This is a genomic window from Corynebacterium sp. HMSC074C05 (genome assembly GCF_001838325.1).
GTDB classification, from domain to species: domain Bacteria; phylum Actinomycetota; class Actinomycetes; order Mycobacteriales; family Mycobacteriaceae; genus Corynebacterium; species Corynebacterium amycolatum.
This window is the reverse complement of record NZ_KV836295.1, coordinates 122,501-138,906: the sequence shown is the minus strand read 5'-3', so window position 1 is coordinate 138,906 and position 16,406 is coordinate 122,501. Positions and strand designations below refer to the sequence as shown.

The following is a 16,406-nucleotide window of genomic DNA, read 5'->3' as shown; positions in this document are numbered from 1 at the left end:
GCGCGTCGGAGCAGGGCAGGATGGGTAGTTAGGCCCGTATAAAGGGGAATTTCATGTTCGATAATTACACAAAGACCTTCGCGACGATTGCCGTTGTCCTGTGCTTCGCCGCAATGATTGGTGGTTTCACGGGTTTTCTTGCGGTTATTGCCTTCGGAGGTCTGGCCGGTGCAGCCGGTGCGGTACTCGATGGCAAAATCGATGCGCCCGAGCTCAACCGTAAGTTCAACCGAGGAGGCCGCCGACGGTGACTATCCACGTTCCAGCAACGCGTGGCACCACCGTCGTAAGCGAAAAGGCAATCCGCCGCATCGTAGAGATGGCCGTGCGCGCGGTTCCCGGCACCCTCGACCAATCCCGTGTGCTAGGGCGCGACTATCCAATTGTCTCTATCGACAGTGAGATTGCCCCTAGTTCTGCCACTACAAACGTCGTTAGTGCAGTTCGAGTCGCAGTTCGCGCCGTTGCATCATGGCCGGCGCCGACAGCGGAAATTGCAGTGCGCATTCGGTCCAGCGTTGCCACCTGGCTCGCTGACATGGCCGGACTTGAAAATGTCACCGTCGATGTTGACATCGACAGCGTCGAACCCGGGCACGTGCGTGTCACCAGAGAGGACTTGGCGCACTTTTCAGATCACCCGCAGGTGACACCTGTCCGGGTGAACCAGCAGGTAGTGACTACCCCGCAGGTGCGGTGGGTCCCAGAAGTGCAGTCCATCGCTGTACCGACGCCGCAGCCGGTACGCAGTATTTCAGTACCGCAGCCGCAGTCAGTGCGTAGCATTCAGCCGGTGACACCGCAGCCGGTACGCAGCATTACTCCGCCGCGTCCGCAACGGGTACGCAGTGTCCCAGCACCTGCTCCACAACCGGTGCGCTTTGTCATGCAGCCGAAGCCGCAACCAGCTGTGGCTATTAAGGCACCGAAGCCGCAACCGGCCCGTCGCGTTGTTGCGCCACCGCCGCTGCCAGTGACTCGCACCTCGGCACCGAAGCCGGTACAGGTGCGTCGCACACCAACTCCACGGCCAATACAACTGCGAAAAGTCGCAGCACCAAAGCCGACGTCCTTGGTGCAGGTGAGTGTCCCGCGGCAACCAAAGCTGCGTCCGGTACGAGTGCCGTCGCCACGCACAATTAGTGTTAAGGCGCCACGACCAGCGCTACTGCGGCCGGTTAAAGTGCCGCGTCCAACTCGGCTGAAACAAGTTCGCGCACCGCGACAGGAGCAGCTGCGCCCGGTATCTGTGCCACAACCACGTACCGTGGTGGTAAGCACGCCAGAGCCGCGCCCACTGAAAAAGATTGAGGTGACACCCTATGACGCCGACTGAGAGGTCATCGGCCGCGGTGGTCTCGGACGAGTCAGTAGAAACTCGCCAGGGACGTGACCCGCGTCAATCACCAAAGGTCCGCGGGCTGGGAGTTTTCGCCGGTCTGTTGATGATTGCAGCGGCCATAGTCGCAGGTAGAGAAGCAATCATTAGCGCCAATAGCTCAGGTGACACCTCATGGTTACAACCGGTATTCGACTGGTTCAGCAACCCACAGGGCTCAGCCGCGTCATGGGTGTTGCTCCTCGTCGGAATCCTCGCTGCAATCTATGGGCTGGGACAGCTCATCGCGGTGTTTCTTCCTGCCCCACGCCGGTATGTACGCGTCGATGACGATGGCAACCTGCCAGTGTGGATGCATAAGTCTGACTACCAAGAAATCCAGAATGGCACGGCACTTGCTTCCGGAACTCACGGCGGATACGAAGGTGATGACAAGTGAAAACATCAGTAAGCGTATTCGACCGAATTGTGTTGTTCCTCTTCTCAGCGCTGTTACTACTGGTAGCAACATGGGCGATTGCTAGCTACCTCGATGTCGCTCCTGCACAGTGGCTTCATGACACCGGGCGGATGGAATCCTGGGGAAAACTACCTGAGCAGAGCTGGTATGTTCCCGTCCTCGGTGTAATCACAGCGATTCTAGCGGTGGTCGGCTGCAGCCTGGTGGTCGCTAATCTGCGATCGCACCGGTTCAGCACGGTCGCCGCATCGGAATCACAGGAAAAGTTAGGAGAGATTTCGCTGCCGGTCGCCGATGTTGCCGATGCGGTGTGCACCGATCTAGAGCGCAACGCCCACATCAACCAGGCGGATTCACGGGTCTACCGGGATAATGGAATACCCACCTTGGAAGTGACTGTGGCAATGCCACCGCAGGCGAGCCTCCCCGCCGTTGTAGCTGCCCTGAAAAACGCGGAGCGTGAAATGCGTGATGCCCTCGGCCATGCGGATATCGCCTCGACCTACAAAATCGAACTGGACCGTTAGTTAGCCTCGCGGGAGAGACAACCTACAACGGCTAGCTACGTCCCCTGGACGGAGCGGGTCTAAACAGCTGCAGAGTCGCCGCTGGCACTGTCGCCGTCGCCAAGTGCGGCAACCAAATCGCGGCGCGCACGGGCGACGCGTGAGCGAATAGTGCCCACACGACAACCTGCGATTTCCGCGGCCTCCGCGTAGGAGTAACCCAGCACCTGCGTCAGAATGAGTGCCTCGCGGCGTTCCTCCGGCAGCTGCTCCAGCAGCACGCGGGCGTCAGCGAGCTCTGACCACGACTCGCCAGTCGTAAACTGCTCGGCAGCGTTTTCCACTTCCACCGCAGACTTCTTCGGGCGCGCCGAATCATGGCGGACCGAATCCACCCACACGCGCCGGGCCAGCGACAACAGCCAGGTGCGGGCAGAAGAACGCGCCGCAAAACGGGGAAGTGCCCCCATGACACGCAGATACGTCTCCTGCGTTAAATCATCCGCAGCATCAACGCCGCCCAGATGTGCGACCAGACGCCACACGTCCTTCTGCGTCAGCCGCACGAACTCCGTCAGCGCAGCCTGATCACCGCGACCGGCTTTCAGCGCCAGCTGCGTGATGTATTCGTCATTAGAGACGAGGCGTGCGGGAGTCATGGACATAGCTTAGCAACTTGAAGCCTAAAGATAATTCGCCTGGCTGCACGTAGCCTTACCTGCAAAAAGCAGGCGGCGGCGCAGCCAGGCGAACTAGGGGCTGAAGTGTTAGAAGCGGATGGCGTCGATGGGCTTGACGCGGACTGCGATGGTGGCCGGGATAATACCCGCCAGCGCGCCCACGAATGTCGCGACCAACACGCCGATTACAGCGGCCGTGACGGGGTAGGCCACGGCACCGGTCTCCAGCGGCAACGCCAACATCTTATCCAGCGGCAGCTGCTTGACCGTGATGATCGAGGCAATCACGCCAACCACGCCCGCCACCGTCGTGGCGACAATCGACTCCAAGAACACAGAGATAAAAATCCGGCCTGCCGACGCGCCCATTGCGCGACGAATACCAATCTCACGGACACGGTGGCCGATGGTGACAATCGAGACCGTGAGCAGGCCCAACGCGCCAAGCGCGATCACGATGCCGCCGATAATGCCCAGCGCCGTAGTGATGGTGTTATTCATCTCCTGGGAAATCTCCGTGTCCTTCTCCGACAGGGAGGTATTCACCTTCCAGCTGGGGCCGAGCTCCGCCTGGAAAATATTGTGCAGCGCCTTCTGGTTCTCCTTCGCGGACTCCTCAGGCGTAGCGACGAGAAGTTGCGGCTCACCCACCGGACCCTCGTAGCCGGCATTGAGGAAGGAATCGTAGTGCGTGACAATGCTCGGGGCGTCCCACGATCCGAGGGACTTATACACTCCCACCACGGTGAAAGTGGTGTTGCCGGTTTCCTTCAAGGTGAAGGTTGGGTGGTCGGCTAGTGCTGGGTTTCCCAGGCTCTCGTAGAACTGGTCGTTGACCACCACGGGGTTCATCAAGCGCTGGCCATCGGCATCTTCCAAGCGGCGTCCCTGCACGATGGTGCGGGCATAGATATCGAACCAGCCGGGGTCAGCGGCAATCAGCTCGGGAGTGCCTGGCGAAAAGCACTCGTAATCATCCGGTGCGCAGTCATCCATATTGTGCTCAGGTGTGGCTGGCTGCATGCGAACCCGCGACCACAAGTTGGCATGGGTGGCCTCTACCAGGCGATGCGTGGCAGCGGAAAAAGCGTCGTTGATGGACCCGTCCGGATTGATGACGCTCAAATCGTCCGGTCCGTTTCCGCCGACGCCCGCGCCGCCGAAGCTGCCGAAGCTATCGGCCATTGTGCCGGCGCTGCTGTCACCGAAGCCGCCATCGCCGAAGTCTCCACTATCCTCAGAACCGGAACTACCCGCTCCGGCAGTCAACGTGACCGTGCCGGCGACACCCGTGCTCTGCGCGGTTACCGCATCCTGAGAGCTGGTGAGAATATTGCCAAGCGCAATGACTGTGGTCATCGCCCACACTGCGGCGGCCACACTGACCAGCGACAGCATGATGCGGCCACGGTTAATGCGCAGCTCATGCCACGCTTCCAGCAGAGCGCCGAGATAAGGCGTTGCTGCATAGAGGAAGGAAGGCCGTGACTTCGATTCTGTTTCTTTATTCGTCGTCATCAGCAGCCTCCTCGAAGCCGTGCATAGCGTTGGCGGCAGATAGCAGGACGGAGTCGGCGTGCAACTGACCGTCGCGAAGCTCAAGTGCCCGATCGCCGCGCTCGGCGACCTCTAAATCGTGCGTAATCACAATCAGCGCAGCATTGTTTTCCGTGGCGACTTCTTCGAGCAGATCCATGACGATCTTGCCGGTGTCGACATCGAGCGCACCAGTGGGCTCATCGGCAAGAATGAGCTGCGGTTGGCGCACGAGTGCACGGGCAATTGCCACACGCTGCTGTTCACCACCGGAAAGCTGCGAAGGCGTGGCCTCTAGGCGGTCTCCCAGACCGACGCGCTCCAGCATCGCGGCGGCGAGCTCGGTGCGATTCCAGAACTTCTCGCCTCGGTCGTACATCAGCGGAACCTCAACGTTTTCCAGAGTGGTGCGGGAGGGGAAGAGGTTGAACTGCTGGAAGACAAATCCTAAATTATCGCCCCGGAGCGCAGCGCGTTTCCTGTCCGACAAGGTGGAAATATCGGTGCCGTTGAACGTGTACGTGCCAGAATCCGGCAAATCGAGCATGCCAATGATGTTCAGCAGTGTTGACTTACCCGAACCGGACTGGCCGACAATGCTGAGGTGCTCACCACGTGGCACTTCGAGGTCGATGCCTTTCAAAATAGGCAGCTCCTCGCCGTTGGGCAGCGTCACTGTTCGAGTGACTGCGGTCAAACTAAGCATGGCGCGGGCCTACTTTTCAGAGCCAGCGTCATCGCCGGACTCATCGAAGCCAGCGTCACTGCCATCACCAGCGCCGGTGCCAGTGCCGTCGCCGCTGTCGTCGCCAGCGAACTCGTTCTTGTAGGAAGGCACGTACTCCAAAACCTGCTGGCCTTCCTTCAGACCACGCTTGATTTCAATGAAAGTGCCATCATTGGCGCCCAGTTCGACCTTGATCTTGGTGGGCTTGCCGCCATCCTTAGCCGGCGCGTAGACAACACCTTCGCGGAAGCGTCCCTCCACGGCGGTCACTGGCAATGCTGGAACCTCCGAGGTCGTGCCGCTGCCAAGAATCAGCGTTGCGGGAACACCTTCGTAGACAGTCTGATCTGCGGGAATATCGCAGCGCAGCTGTGGGCTGCCCGAGGAATTACCGGCAGCGGCGGCACCCATGCCAGCACCCTCTCCGGCGCCGGTGTTCTGCGAGCCCGCGCCACTTCCCGTGACCGTCTTCACCGAATCACACAAAAACGGTGCCGGGCCATCGGTGATAGCGAGGCGGCCATTGTTAATCGAGTCTCCCAGCGTGTACAGCTGGCTCGGCTTGATAGGTGCTACGGCGTGGAAGCTATTCGGCGAAATGGTGCCAATTTCCTGGCCAATCTCGACCGTCTGGCCAATGACGATATCCCACTGCACAGTGCCAGAAGCCTTAGCGGTGATGTTGCCCCAGGTCACGGTGGTTTCGGGCGCAGCGGCTGCGGCGCTTTCATCATCGGAATCCGCGCTGCCGGAGGTGCTGGCATTCTCGGACACCGAGGTTTTCTTCACCTGGAGCAGGTTTTGGCCCTCTACGGCGTTGCCACCGCTGTTGACAAAGGCGTCAGTGATTTCACCAGACGCGTTGGCACGGATCACGGTGGGCTCATCCGGGACGATGGTGGCAGACAGTTTCTGCGTGTTATTGATCCGCTGAGGGGATAGCTCCGTGGTGGGTTGGGAGAAATCACCGGTTGCTTGCGCATAGCCCTCGTCGTTAGCGGGGAAGAATGCGATCTTGAGAAGCGCAATGGTCGCCAGCAACGCCAGCGTGTACTTGAAGACTGTGAGCGCTTTTGCGCCCCTCCCTTGTTTTTTCATGTCTGCAGAAGTATCCGATCAGAATCCAAATTGACAGCGTGGTACGCGACAAATCCTACCCGTAACCCGCGCGGGCAGCGGTAGTGCTGGCTATACCTTTTATTCAGTGCTGATAGGTATTGCATGAAAGCGCAGTAAGTGCTTTTCGACGGTCATTGTGTGCGGTTTTCTTCGAGAAAAATCTGCCTTTTTTGGGTCGAGTGTTCGTCGCCGATATAGCGAACCTAATCGGACTAATAATTAAGTCCATATATCAATCCCGGAGGACTGATAGGCAAAATATGAAACTTCGTGTAGGGTGGAAAACGTCAGGGCATGTTGCGACTGACATCTAGCCCTCGTCTTTAGGAGGAAACCCCATGTCGAATCTCTATGAAGGCTCCAATGGTCCGACCACTCGTCTTAACGGCGCGCCGGTTCCTACAGAGCAGCATTCGCTAACAAACGGCCCGCAGGGAGGTATCAACCTCCACGACATCCACTTGCTGGAAAAACTCGCACACTTCAACCGTGAGCGCATCCCGGAGCGCGTTGTTCACGCTAAGGGCGCAGGTGCTTTCGGTGAGCTGACCATCACCGAGGATGTCTCCAAGTACACCAAGGCTGCCGTCTTCCAGCCGAACACTGTCACTCCGATGCTGGCGCGATTCTCCACTGTCGCTGGTGAGCAGGGCTCCCCGGATGGCTGGCGTGACGTGCGCGGTTTTTCGCTGAAGTTCTACACCGAAGAGGGCAACCTCGACATCGTGGGCAACAACACGCCGGTGTTCTTTATCCGCGATGGCATTAAGTTCCCGGACTTCATCCACTCTCAGAAGCGCCTGCCGGATACGGGTCTGCGCGATGCCAATATGCAGTGGGATTTCTGGACTGCCTCTCCGGAGTCCGCTCACCAGGTCACCTACTTGATGGGTGACCGTGGTATTCCGAAGGACTTCCGTCATATGGACGGCTTCGGTTCCCACACCTACCAGTGGATTAACGCTGAAGGTGAGCGCTTCTGGGTTAAGTACCACTTTAAGACTCGCCAGGGCTGGGACTTCCTGACGGATGATGAGGCCGCTGAGCTGGTAGGCGAAAACACGGATCACGCTCGCCAGGATCTCTTCGAGGCAATTGAGCGCGGCGACTACCCAACCTGGGACGTCAAGGTGCAGATTATGCCTTACGACGAGGCTGCCGGCTACAAGGTGAACCCGTTCGACCTGACCAAGACCTGGTCGCAGAAGGACTACCCGCTGATTCCGGTCGGTCACTTCACCCTGAACCGCAATCCGGGCAACTTCTTCGCCGAGATTGAGCAGGCCGCATTCGCGCCGTCGAATACCGTGCCGGGTGTCGGCTTCTCCCCGGATAAGATGCTGCTGGCTCGTGTGTTCTCCTACGCTGATGCGCACCGCTACCGTCTTGGTGTCAACCATGACCAGCTGCCGGTGAACCAGCCGCGCTGCCCAGTGAATTCCTTCTCGCAGGACGGCTACGGCACCTACCACTACGCTGACCCGAATCTGCCGGTTCATGGCTCCAACGCCGCCGGACGCGGCCCGGAGGCCGATACCGCGGCTGCGGCCAAGGCCGCTGGCTGCCCAGTCCACTCCGGTCACGCGGGGCAGGTTGACGCTGGCACTTTTGGCCAGTGGGAAAGCGTGGGCGAAGAGTTCTACGCCGGCGCCTACGTGCAGCACCCTGAGGATGATGACTTCTCGCAGGCAGGCGATCTTGTCTGCAATGTGATGGACGATGCCGAGCGCGATCGCTTGGCAAACAACATCGTCGGCGCCATGCAGGGTGTTTCCCCAGAGGTGGAGCAGCGTGTCTACCAGTACTGGACCAACGTTGATTCCTGGCTCGGTGCTGAGGTGGAAAAGCGCTTCAAGGCAACGAAGTAAGTACGAAAAGCGTTAGCCCTGCAGGTGGTTTGACCAGCTGCAGGGCTAACGCTTTATTTAAAAATTCTGTCTGTGCATGACAGCCACGGGCTTTGTGGTTGCCTGCACGCCGACCCAGTTGGGGCGGCTAAGGAACAACCCTAAGTGTGGGCTGTATTAAGCTCCGATACCCGGCAGGCTCGGGGAGCCGTTGAAAAACGACTTCGGAGCAGCTGCAGCCTCGTCAGACTCTTCGGCGGACTCGGACACTTCTTGACCCTGTTCGGCAGCGTCGGAGACACTATCAGCCTCAACACCACTGACGTGGGTGGAGTTGTCATTGTGGGTGGACTGATCGTTCGTGATGTTGATGTCCATGAAGTCGCGGCCGAACGGAGCGTTCCAGTCACCGGTTTCCAGGAGGGTCAGATCACCATCGATGGTCGGGTTAATCTCGACGGTGACGTTGACGGTCGGGCCGGAAGGCATTGCTTCCAGAACCTCAACGATAGGAGTGACGTCCATTTTTGGTGTTCCTTTAGACAGTAACGAAATGAAAAATATCGGTTTTAACTGAACAATAAACCGCAGTCTTTATTAGAGACTCGCGGTTTATTGTGTCAAGGATTGGCAGAGTTATTGTCCTGCCATGAAGCCCGGGAGCTTAGGACGGCTTAATGCCAGAAATTTCCGGGTTCAGGAAGTCGAAGTCCTTGGACTGGTCGACCTCAGTGTGCGGGTTCAGGAAGTCGGAAACCTCGGTGTCGTGGGAGTCGGTGGTGGAGTAGTCATCGTTGGAGGTGATGTCCAGGAAGTCGTTACCGAACGGCAGGTTCAGGTCGCCACCAACGTTAGCGAAGTTGATGTCGCCGCCAGCCAGCTGCTCGAAAGCCGGCAGCGGGCTCTCGACGGTGACGGCCGGAAGGGCTTCGAGGATGGTTGCGATATCTTCTGCAGAGCAGGACATGAGAAAATCCTTAGGTTCTCGGGGGTAAAGATTTTGAGTCGCTCTTGGCGATCTCACAGAAATTAAGTTAACCGATGGGCCAAGGGGCTGCAATGAAAAAATAGGTGGCTCGGTCCGCCTCCAGTTGGTTGTGTCCCCTGAAGCTCGCTCAAATCCATCTAAAAATATTGGAAAGAGGGCGGTTATGAGTCGGTCGGGACGACCCCGGCATCCGCCTGAAAGTTGGATGACAAAAGTGTTGTTTTCCTAATCTTTACCGGGATTGCATTGATTGTTTTGTTCTTGGTGTCACAAAGGTGCAGGCAAACGGCGAATTCATCAAAAATGATAATCAAGGGTTCCCTAACTAAGGGAAACCAAAGTTTAGTTAACGGCAAAAACTGCCACTCAATTTAGGGGCATAAACGGGATTAACGAGCGACCCATATCCCATGAGAGGTACATCACATTGCGGGAGGCCAAAAGTGTGGGGAAACATACCCCCTTTTGGGTAGGGTGGGTGGCCCAAAGGGGGTCTTGGAGAGCACTGAGAGGCTGCTCTGAAACCGGCCGGAAGCGGCGTATGCGGGACGCTTCCCGTGCCGCTAGCTACCGCTCCGGCACGTAGTCCTCAGCGGAGCCATCACGGGCACCCAGCACCGCGCGTCCAAGTACCTCGGAGGCGACGGTGGCGACGACCAGGACGGCTACAATGGCCAGAATGGCGGTGAGGGTTTTGCCCCACGTCAGATCGCCCTGGTCGGCCTCTAGGACCAAGTTGGCAATCACCAGTGCGGGGATGCCCACCATGATTCCGGCGGAAAGCTGGTTCAACCGGCTCAGGGCATCTTTAGAGCGCCACATGGCCACGCCCGCCAGGAGCAGGTACAAAGATCCGCCAATGACCAGCACGGCAAACAATATAGTTACAAGAATTGAAGCGATACTCATATTGCGATTCGTCCTTAATCGGTCTTAGCGGCGGCCACGGGAAATAACTCGGGCCAGGCCCACGGTCGACAAAATGCCAAGCAGACCCGCCAGCATTGCAATATCGAAAGTGATGGCCGTAGTCCGCAGCATGGCAGTTGTGAGGAACACTCCCACCATGGGGTAGAAGGCAGCGTCGGAAAGCACTGCGCGTGAGACATTGCCCTTGACTCGGAAGATCAGCACCACGCCCACAAGCAGCGCCACTGAACATAGAGCAATGCCAATGCCGCTAATTACCTGTACTGCGGTGGGATCGATCAATGTGTCATTCATGAGCGTGCTCCTTTGTCTTCGCCTTTGGAGGCAATGCCATCCGGCAGCGGCAGACCATGGTCGACCTCAGCGGCAACGCCGACGACGGCATCCGGGTCAATGAACTTGTCCGCGTTGTACTCCTCGAAGACGAACGCCTTCGGGCGGGGGACATCGCGGAGGCTGGGAACGAGGTGCTCCTCCATGTCGTAGAGGGAGTCGTACAGCGCGTCCAGGTCGGCACCGAAGATTGCGTGGATGATGAACAACCGCCCCACATCGGTCTCACGGACACCGCAGACCAGCGTGCCAGGAGTCATGGTGATGGACTCGGCAAAGAGAGTGACCTCAAGGTCAGACGTCACACGCAGCGGCAGCCCAATGAGCACCGGCTGCTGCTTCTGGTGCGGGCGCAGCGTATCGCGCACCACGTCCGTCGCAGCCACAATAACCTGCCAGACCAGCCAGAGGGAATAGCGGATAACATGCAGAAACTTCATCAGTAAATACCTCCGATGGCGTTTTCGACCCCGCCGAGAGTGGCCTCGCGGTAGCCATCAATATTCAGCAGCGCATCAGCCGCACCGGTGGTCGCCCAAGTGACGGCACCGACCGCGACGAACATCGCCACAGAAACAATTGCCAGCATGGCGGACGGCGCAACCAGCGCGCCCGGAACGCGAACGGAATCGTCCACGCCCTGCATGGGGCGGCCCCAGAAGACCGCGCGCCACAGCCGAATCATGGCCAGCAGCGAGCCCAGCGAGGCCACGATGATTGCGGTGATTGCAACAATCGAACGGGCATCGCCAGTAGCAGCAGAGGCGAAGACAATGCCCACCTTGCCCCACACACCGGAAAATGGCGGGAAGCCAACAATGGAGAAGCTCATCGCCGCCATCACCCAAGCGACTGCTTGGTCGCGGCGAGCAAGCCCCGAAAGCCTGGAGAGCGTACCCGTACCGTAGGTCTCTTCCACCGCACCGGAGCCCAGAATGAGGGCACCGACAGTCACCATGTGGTGGATTGCGTAGAAAATACCCGCAGCCAGTGCCGCCTTGGCGCCCTGGCCGTCGTTAGCATCCGTGAACGCCAGCACAATCAGAATGAACGGCATACCCGTGACCATCTGGTAGGCGAGCACTTCACGCATGGTGTTCTCAGCGAGGCCAGCAAACGCGCCGACCAGCATCGAGATTGCCATGATGATAATGATCGGCCAGTGCCAGGAGGGATTCATGCCCACAATCACGACGTAAATGCGGAAGAGCATGTACACCGCAACCTTCGTGTGCACCGCAGAGAACAGTGCCATCACCGCAGGGCTTGTCGACGGGTACGTCCTCGGCAGCCATGTGTGCGCCGGAACCAAGCCCGCCTTCACACACAGCGCAATGATGACAATGCCCAGCGCGACCACACTCGTGCCGCCGGGGCCGCCCTCGCTGGCCATGTTGGCCAGCATTGCGATGTTCACATTGCCCGCCGAGCCGTAAATCAGCGCGACACCAATCAGCAGCACCGTGGAGGTCAAGAGGTTGACCAGCACGAAGTTACGACCAGCAGCCAGGCGGTGCCAGGTACCGGTGACCGCAATCAGGCCGTAGGAGGGCAGCAGCATGACCTCCATGAACACGAAGAAGTTGAACAAATCGGCAGTCAGGAAAGCACCCGACATACCGGACAACATCATCAGCGTCAGGGAGGGGAAGAACCGCGAAGTGTTTTCGCCCGCGACGTGGGCGAACCAGTTACCGATGGCAACCACAGCCGCGGCCACACCCAGCATCAGCATGGAGAACGTGTCCGCCAAGAAAGGAATCGAGATACCACCGGGGAACGCGCCCACACCGTGGCCGACCGGGCCGTTTTCAGCGACGTAGAACATCACCCAAAACGCAGCCAGCGACGACAGTGCCGGAACGGCGATGCCCATCGTCGCGCGCATCCACAGCTTCGGCAGAATGGCTGCGACCGCCGACAGAATCAGCGGCAGTGCCGCAAACAGCGGCAGTAGCGAAGACAGAGTTGAAGGGGACATTGCAGAGGTCATTGCAGAGGCTTCTACCATTTCTCGTCACCGCCGTATGGGGTCTCGCGCGGGAACTTATCCGGAGCCGGAGTGACTCCCGGGGTGCCGGTGACCGTGGAGTCCGAGTCCGCCGGAACATTCTTACCCGCACGACGACCAGCCGTCGACAGCTGCCGCATAGCCTCGCGGTCCTCATGGATACGAGTGTCGTCATCGCGGCCCAAACCAGCCAGTGCCAGCATGAAGGCGGTCACAGCCATGGTGATCACGATGGCCGTCAGCACGAATGCCTGCGGCAACGGGTCAGCCATCTGCTCGGCAGCGCCAGCGCCCGCAGTGGCTTCGTTGCCCAGCAGTGGCTCGCCGCGCCAGGCACCGACACCCGTGGACAAAATAATCAGGTTGGCGGCATGCGAAATCAGAGTCATACCGATAATGGTGCGCAGCATGCCGCGCTGTAGCACCAGGTACGTGCCACCGCCTGCGAGGACGGCAGCCATGATGGCGATAATCACTTCTTGGCCTCCTCAACGGTGGCATGAGCTGGGGCAGGGGTGCTCTCCGTTTCTGAGGCGAACACGCCCATCTCCGGCGGCACCCGCAAGCTTGAGCGGTCTGAGTAGAGATCCTGCAGCACATCGTCCGACCCGGTCATACCAGGACGGTTTGGGCCGCCCAGGAGATTCAGCGCGGTTGCCACAATGCCGATGACGGCCAGGTACACGCCGACGTCGAAAAGCAATGCCGTGGTGAGGTGCTGGCCCAGGAACTCGCCGTACAGCGGTGCCAAGAACGACCCCTTGGCGAATCCGATGAAGCCCGTGACGATTGCCGTGATGACACCCGCAGCGCTGAGCGCCACTGGGGTCTTCTTGCCGAAGACCAGCTCGTCGCGGTCCTTGGACAGGTAAATCAGCATGACGGCAGCGGCGCCAATCAGCGCCGCGTTGAAGCCGCCGCCCGGAGCGGTACCGCCGCGGTAGAGAACCACAGCAGACAGAGCGAACAGGACCGGCGACAGCCAGCGGACCAGCCAGCGCATCATGATGGAGTTCAGAGCGGGCTCCGCAAGCGGGGAAGGCTGATCGAGCAGGTGCGGGAAGCGAGGCATCGACGTGACAACCGCCGCCATCGCGACGCCCGCCATACCGAGAACCGCCAGCTCACCCATGGTATCGAAAGCACGGAACTCAACCAGAATCACGTTGACAATATTGGTTTCGCCCGTGACCTTCTCAGTGTTGTCGATGTACCACTGCGCAACCTCAGGCAACTGACGACGGCCAGTGAGGAACCACACCGCGCCGAACGTAGCCAAGCCCACGGCAACTGCCACGACCGCGGCGGAAGCCTGGCGGTTCTTTGAGGTCTCAGAGAACGCGCGCGGCTGGAAGCGCAGCACCAGCATCATCAGCACGACAGTCAGGATTTCCACCATGAACTGCGTCAATGCCACATCTGGTGCGCCCAGCAGGAGAATCTGCAACGTGACGCCGACACCGGTGACACTGAGCAGCACAGCCGCCTGCAGACGGTTCTTTGCCCGAAGCGTGGCCCACACACCAATCAGGACAACGACCAGCGGAATCAGATCGGTCAGGTGGTCGATGTCGTCGATCTTCGGTAGCACAGGAGCACCGCCGACACCCGGAGCGATTGCAATGGCCAGGGCGTACACCGCGAGCAGACCAAGCAGCGGCAGCAGGTGACGCGCCGGCTGATGCGAACGTGCCATCTTCGCCAGCGCGCGACCCACACGCTGCGAGACGCTCAACGACGCATTGATTGCCTCCACGCCGGTGAACGGGAAGAGCTTGCGGTCGGCCATGACGGCGCCTATGCGGGCGCGAGTGAAGATGAAGCCCACGCCGACAGCCAGCACAATCACAGAGATAATCAGCGGCACATTCACGCCGTGCCACAGGCTCAAGTGCGATTCCTGAGTCGTGCCAGCCGGAAGCTGACCGACCGTATCCGCCACGCGGTCCAGCGGACGGTTCAAAATAGCGCCGGCAGCAAAGGCTGCAGGCAGGCTCAGCACGCCAGGGATGGCGGCCGGAAGCCACAGCGAAATCGGGGCCTCATTGATGTGGTCAACGTTGCGCGGACCATCCACGAACGCACCGAACACCAAGCGTGCCGAGTACGCGAAAGTACCAATCGCACCAATCGCCGCCACTGTCAGCAGGATGACGACACCGGTGTTGGATAAAGGCGCGCCCTCGAATGCGGTCAGCATGCCCTCCTTCGACATGAAGCCGAAGAACGGCGGAATTGCCGCCATCGATGCCGCACCGAAAATCATCGAGCCAAAGCTCCACGGCATCTGCTTCCACAGCGGACCCAAGCGACGAATGTCGCGCGTGCCCGCCTGGTGATCAACCACACCAGCCATCATGAACAGCGAAGACTTAAACATCGCGTGCGCAATGGTGTGCACAACCGCAGCCATAATGGCGAACTTCGTGCCCACACCAATCGTGGCGACAATCCAACCCAACTGCGAGACCGTCGAGTACGCAATCAGCTTCTTCAAGTCAGTCTGCTGCAGCGCAAAGTAGGCCGTGGCAACAGCTGTCCACATACCCATGACAATCAGCAGCAACTGCCACACGCGCACGTCCGCGAAGACCGTGGAAAAACGCATCAGCAGGTAAACGCCCGCCTTGACGACGGCCGCAGCGTGCAAGAAAGCCGAGACGGGAGTTGCTGCCGCCATGGCCTCTGGAAGCCAGGCGTGGAAGGGGAACTGAGCTGCCTTCGTGAAAGCGCCCAGGGCCACCAGCGCGGCAATGAGGCTACGCGCTGTCGGGTTGGCCTCCCACTCAGGCGAAGCCAAAACCTCGGTGAGGTTCGTGGAACCGGTCAGCCACACAGCACCGCCGAGGGCGGCCAGAAGCAGCAGGCCGCCGGTGAAGGTCAGCAGGAGTGTGCGCAACGAGCCCAACTCGCCCGACGAACCCGACCTTGCGATGAGCAGAAACGACGCCATCGAGACCAGCTCCCACCCGATGAAGAGGAGCATGATGTCGTCGGCAAGCACGAGGAGCAAAACCGCCAGCATGAACGCCGTCATCAGGACGTAGAAGCTCATCGCGGATTTCTTAGGCGGCAAATACGCGGTGGAGTAGATGAAGACTATCGAGCCCACCAACAGCGCCAAGAAACTGAACACCATGGAGAGAGGATCGAGCTTCAGCGCAAACGCCACATTCAGTTCCGGGGACCAGACGCGGGACCAGGTGAAGGTGGTGCCGTCGAGGATATCGCCCGTTACACGCGAAAGCTGGACCACCGACGCGAGAAAAAATGCGACGATGGGCCAGCCTGCGTGACGACCAAGGATCTTCACAAACAGCGGGGTCAGCGCTAGGGCAACCGCGACCAACAGCGGGACCGAAAGGAGGGGCAGGCTGTCGGCGGAGGCTTGGGCGGCTTGAGCTGCTTGGGTGGCTTGAGCCGCTTGAGCTGCTTGGGCTGCGAGCGTTGTCGCGTGCTCTGCGGAGCTGCTTGCCTGGGCGGTAATAGTTGCCGGGGCAGAAATAGCTGCTGGGGCAGAAAGAACGGAATCTAAAGAATTCAATGTTGCCGATACGCCGCCGGACGCAAACTCAGAAGCCAATGTCTGGTCTGGTGGTGCGGTCGCCGACGGAGGACTGGCTGTAAAGGAGCTGGCTGATGCCAGAGCTGCTGCCAGGTGCGTCACTTGGGGGCTACTTTCACATTGCTGTTAAAAAAGTTCGTACCTCTACAGACTAACAGCCACGAAATTGCGCTACGCGGGGTGAAAGGGGCATTTGGGGGAGTGGGGTAAGGCTCTGTGGACCCGGTAGCGAAAAAATAGTGGAACGAGTGATGAACGGTGCGTCGGCGGGTGGGCATCTTCGCTACTTACGCCCAATCCGAGTTACTGACTGCGTTTATGTCAGGTGGCGTTGAGTCGATCCGAGTTACTGACTGCGTTTATGT

17 protein-coding genes are annotated in these 16,406 nt (G+C 59.4%); 5 read left to right on the top strand and 12 right to left on the bottom strand.

All coding sequences use genetic code 11. The features are described 5' to 3' along the window. The first annotated feature begins 53 nt into the window (after positions 1-53). From HMPREF3042_RS08795 to HMPREF3042_RS08780, 4 genes are read left to right on the top strand one after another with little or no spacing between them, the layout of a single operon-like run. A complete protein-coding gene (locus tag HMPREF3042_RS08795; protein ID WP_005511694.1) occupies positions 54-251 on the top strand; it encodes a hypothetical protein in 198 nt (65 codons plus the stop codon). Further along, positions 248-1,336, top strand: a complete 1,089-nt coding sequence (locus HMPREF3042_RS08790; RefSeq protein WP_049192915.1) for an Asp23/Gls24 family envelope stress response protein — start codon at positions 248-250, stop codon at positions 1,334-1,336. The genes HMPREF3042_RS08795 and HMPREF3042_RS08790 overlap by 4 nt, the downstream gene beginning before the upstream one ends. Beyond that, positions 1,323-1,778 (top strand): hypothetical protein, encoded by a 456-nt coding sequence (locus HMPREF3042_RS08785; RefSeq protein ID WP_049192916.1) that lies wholly within the window; start codon positions 1,323-1,325, stop codon positions 1,776-1,778. Before HMPREF3042_RS08790 ends, HMPREF3042_RS08785 begins: the two co-directional genes overlap by 14 nt. After that, positions 1,775-2,326: a hypothetical protein gene (locus HMPREF3042_RS08780; protein WP_049192917.1), complete on the top strand. Its 552-nt coding sequence runs from the start codon at positions 1,775-1,777 to the stop codon at positions 2,324-2,326. The genes HMPREF3042_RS08785 and HMPREF3042_RS08780 overlap by 4 nt, the downstream gene beginning before the upstream one ends. A 59-nt stretch (positions 2,327-2,385) precedes the next feature. On the opposite strand, the gene HMPREF3042_RS08775 is transcribed toward HMPREF3042_RS08780, so the two are convergent. The 4 genes from HMPREF3042_RS08775 to HMPREF3042_RS08760 form a co-directional block, all read right to left on the bottom strand. Further along, on the bottom strand, positions 2,386-2,970 hold the full coding sequence (locus HMPREF3042_RS08775; RefSeq protein WP_210403445.1) for an RNA polymerase sigma factor: 585 nt from the start codon (positions 2,968-2,970) through the stop codon (positions 2,386-2,388). Positions 2,971-3,072: 102 nt separating this feature from the next. After that, on the bottom strand, positions 3,073-4,503 hold the full coding sequence (locus tag HMPREF3042_RS08770) for an ABC transporter permease (protein WP_070856831.1): 1,431 nt from the start codon (positions 4,501-4,503) through the stop codon (positions 3,073-3,075). Beyond that, entirely contained in the window at positions 4,490-5,227 is a 738-nt protein-coding gene (locus HMPREF3042_RS08765) for an ABC transporter ATP-binding protein (RefSeq protein WP_070856829.1), read from the bottom strand. Before HMPREF3042_RS08765 ends, HMPREF3042_RS08770 begins: the two co-directional genes overlap by 14 nt. Positions 5,228-5,236: 9 nt before the next feature. Continuing rightward, on the bottom strand, positions 5,237-6,346 hold the full coding sequence (locus HMPREF3042_RS08760; protein WP_070856827.1) for an efflux RND transporter periplasmic adaptor subunit: 1,110 nt from the start codon (positions 6,344-6,346) through the stop codon (positions 5,237-5,239). A gap of 359 nt (positions 6,347-6,705) precedes the next feature. Between HMPREF3042_RS08760 and HMPREF3042_RS08755 the strand changes: the two genes are divergently transcribed. Then, positions 6,706-8,235 carry a catalase gene (locus HMPREF3042_RS08755; RefSeq protein ID WP_070856825.1) on the top strand — a complete coding sequence of 510 codons (1,530 nt, stop codon included), beginning with the start codon at positions 6,706-6,708 and terminating at the stop codon, positions 8,233-8,235. 156 nt (positions 8,236-8,391) lie between these two features. Here HMPREF3042_RS08755 and HMPREF3042_RS08750 read toward each other — a convergent pair whose 3' ends face one another. The 8 genes from HMPREF3042_RS08750 to HMPREF3042_RS08715 all read right to left on the bottom strand — a co-directional run bounded on the left by HMPREF3042_RS08750 (position 8,392) and on the right by HMPREF3042_RS08715 (position 16,143). Then, the gene (locus HMPREF3042_RS08750) at positions 8,392-8,739 is read right to left on the bottom strand and encodes a hypothetical protein (protein ID WP_049181720.1); all 348 of its coding nucleotides are present in this window, start codon (positions 8,737-8,739) and stop codon (positions 8,392-8,394) included. 139 nt (positions 8,740-8,878) lie between these two features. Further along, on the bottom strand, positions 8,879-9,181 hold the full coding sequence (locus tag HMPREF3042_RS08745) for a hypothetical protein (protein ID WP_070856823.1): 303 nt from the start codon (positions 9,179-9,181) through the stop codon (positions 8,879-8,881). Between the two features lie 588 nt (positions 9,182-9,769). After that, positions 9,770-10,111, bottom strand: coding sequence for a monovalent cation/H(+) antiporter subunit G (locus tag HMPREF3042_RS08740; protein ID WP_016421914.1), 342 nt, complete (start codon positions 10,109-10,111; stop codon positions 9,770-9,772). Between the two features lie 24 nt (positions 10,112-10,135). Then, positions 10,136-10,426: a monovalent cation/H+ antiporter complex subunit F gene (locus HMPREF3042_RS08735; protein ID WP_005511667.1), complete on the bottom strand. Its 291-nt coding sequence runs from the start codon at positions 10,424-10,426 to the stop codon at positions 10,136-10,138. Beyond that, on the bottom strand, positions 10,423-10,905 hold the full coding sequence (locus HMPREF3042_RS08730) for a Na+/H+ antiporter subunit E (protein ID WP_070856821.1): 483 nt from the start codon (positions 10,903-10,905) through the stop codon (positions 10,423-10,425). The genes HMPREF3042_RS08735 and HMPREF3042_RS08730 overlap by 4 nt, the downstream gene beginning before the upstream one ends. Further along, on the bottom strand, positions 10,905-12,446 hold the full coding sequence (locus tag HMPREF3042_RS08725) for a monovalent cation/H+ antiporter subunit D family protein (protein ID WP_246822393.1): 1,542 nt from the start codon (positions 12,444-12,446) through the stop codon (positions 10,905-10,907). Before HMPREF3042_RS08725 ends, HMPREF3042_RS08730 begins: the two co-directional genes overlap by 1 nt. A gap of 23 nt (positions 12,447-12,469) precedes the next feature. Next, a complete protein-coding gene (locus tag HMPREF3042_RS08720; RefSeq protein WP_070856819.1) occupies positions 12,470-12,952 on the bottom strand; it encodes a sodium:proton antiporter in 483 nt (160 codons plus the stop codon). Further along, on the bottom strand, positions 12,949-16,143 hold the full coding sequence (locus tag HMPREF3042_RS08715; RefSeq protein ID WP_070856817.1) for a DUF4040 family protein: 3,195 nt from the start codon (positions 16,141-16,143) through the stop codon (positions 12,949-12,951). The genes HMPREF3042_RS08720 and HMPREF3042_RS08715 overlap by 4 nt, the downstream gene beginning before the upstream one ends. Between the last annotated feature and the right edge of the window lie 263 nt (positions 16,144-16,406).

Excerpts from the sequence above, each read along its gene's own strand:
- HMPREF3042_RS08795 (WP_005511694.1), top strand. The coding sequence starts at position 54 with ATGTTCGATAATTACACAAAGACCTTCGCGACGATTGCCGTTGTCCTG.
- HMPREF3042_RS08785 (WP_049192916.1), top strand. The coding sequence starts at position 1,323 with ATGACGCCGACTGAGAGGTCATCGGCCGCGGTGGTCTCGGACGAGTCA.
- HMPREF3042_RS08775 (WP_210403445.1), bottom strand. The coding sequence starts at position 2,970 with ATGTCCATGACTCCCGCACGCCTCGTCTCTAATGACGAATACATCACG.
- HMPREF3042_RS08770 (WP_070856831.1), bottom strand. The coding sequence starts at position 4,503 with ATGACGACGAATAAAGAAACAGAATCGAAGTCACGGCCTTCCTTCCTC.
- HMPREF3042_RS08765 (WP_070856829.1), bottom strand. The coding sequence starts at position 5,227 with ATGCTTAGTTTGACCGCAGTCACTCGAACAGTGACGCTGCCCAACGGC.
- HMPREF3042_RS08760 (WP_070856827.1), bottom strand. The coding sequence starts at position 6,346 with ATGAAAAAACAAGGGAGGGGCGCAAAAGCGCTCACAGTCTTCAAGTAC.
- HMPREF3042_RS08755 (WP_070856825.1), top strand. The coding sequence starts at position 6,706 with ATGTCGAATCTCTATGAAGGCTCCAATGGTCCGACCACTCGTCTTAAC.
- HMPREF3042_RS08750 (WP_049181720.1), bottom strand. The coding sequence starts at position 8,739 with ATGGACGTCACTCCTATCGTTGAGGTTCTGGAAGCAATGCCTTCCGGC.
- HMPREF3042_RS08745 (WP_070856823.1), bottom strand. The coding sequence starts at position 9,181 with ATGTCCTGCTCTGCAGAAGATATCGCAACCATCCTCGAAGCCCTTCCG.
- HMPREF3042_RS08740 (WP_016421914.1), bottom strand. The coding sequence starts at position 10,111 with ATGAGTATCGCTTCAATTCTTGTAACTATATTGTTTGCCGTGCTGGTC.
- HMPREF3042_RS08735 (WP_005511667.1), bottom strand. The coding sequence starts at position 10,426 with ATGAATGACACATTGATCGATCCCACCGCAGTACAGGTAATTAGCGGC.
- HMPREF3042_RS08730 (WP_070856821.1), bottom strand. The coding sequence starts at position 10,905 with ATGAAGTTTCTGCATGTTATCCGCTATTCCCTCTGGCTGGTCTGGCAG.
- HMPREF3042_RS08725 (WP_246822393.1), bottom strand. The coding sequence starts at position 12,446 with ATGTCCCCTTCAACTCTGTCTTCGCTACTGCCGCTGTTTGCGGCACTG.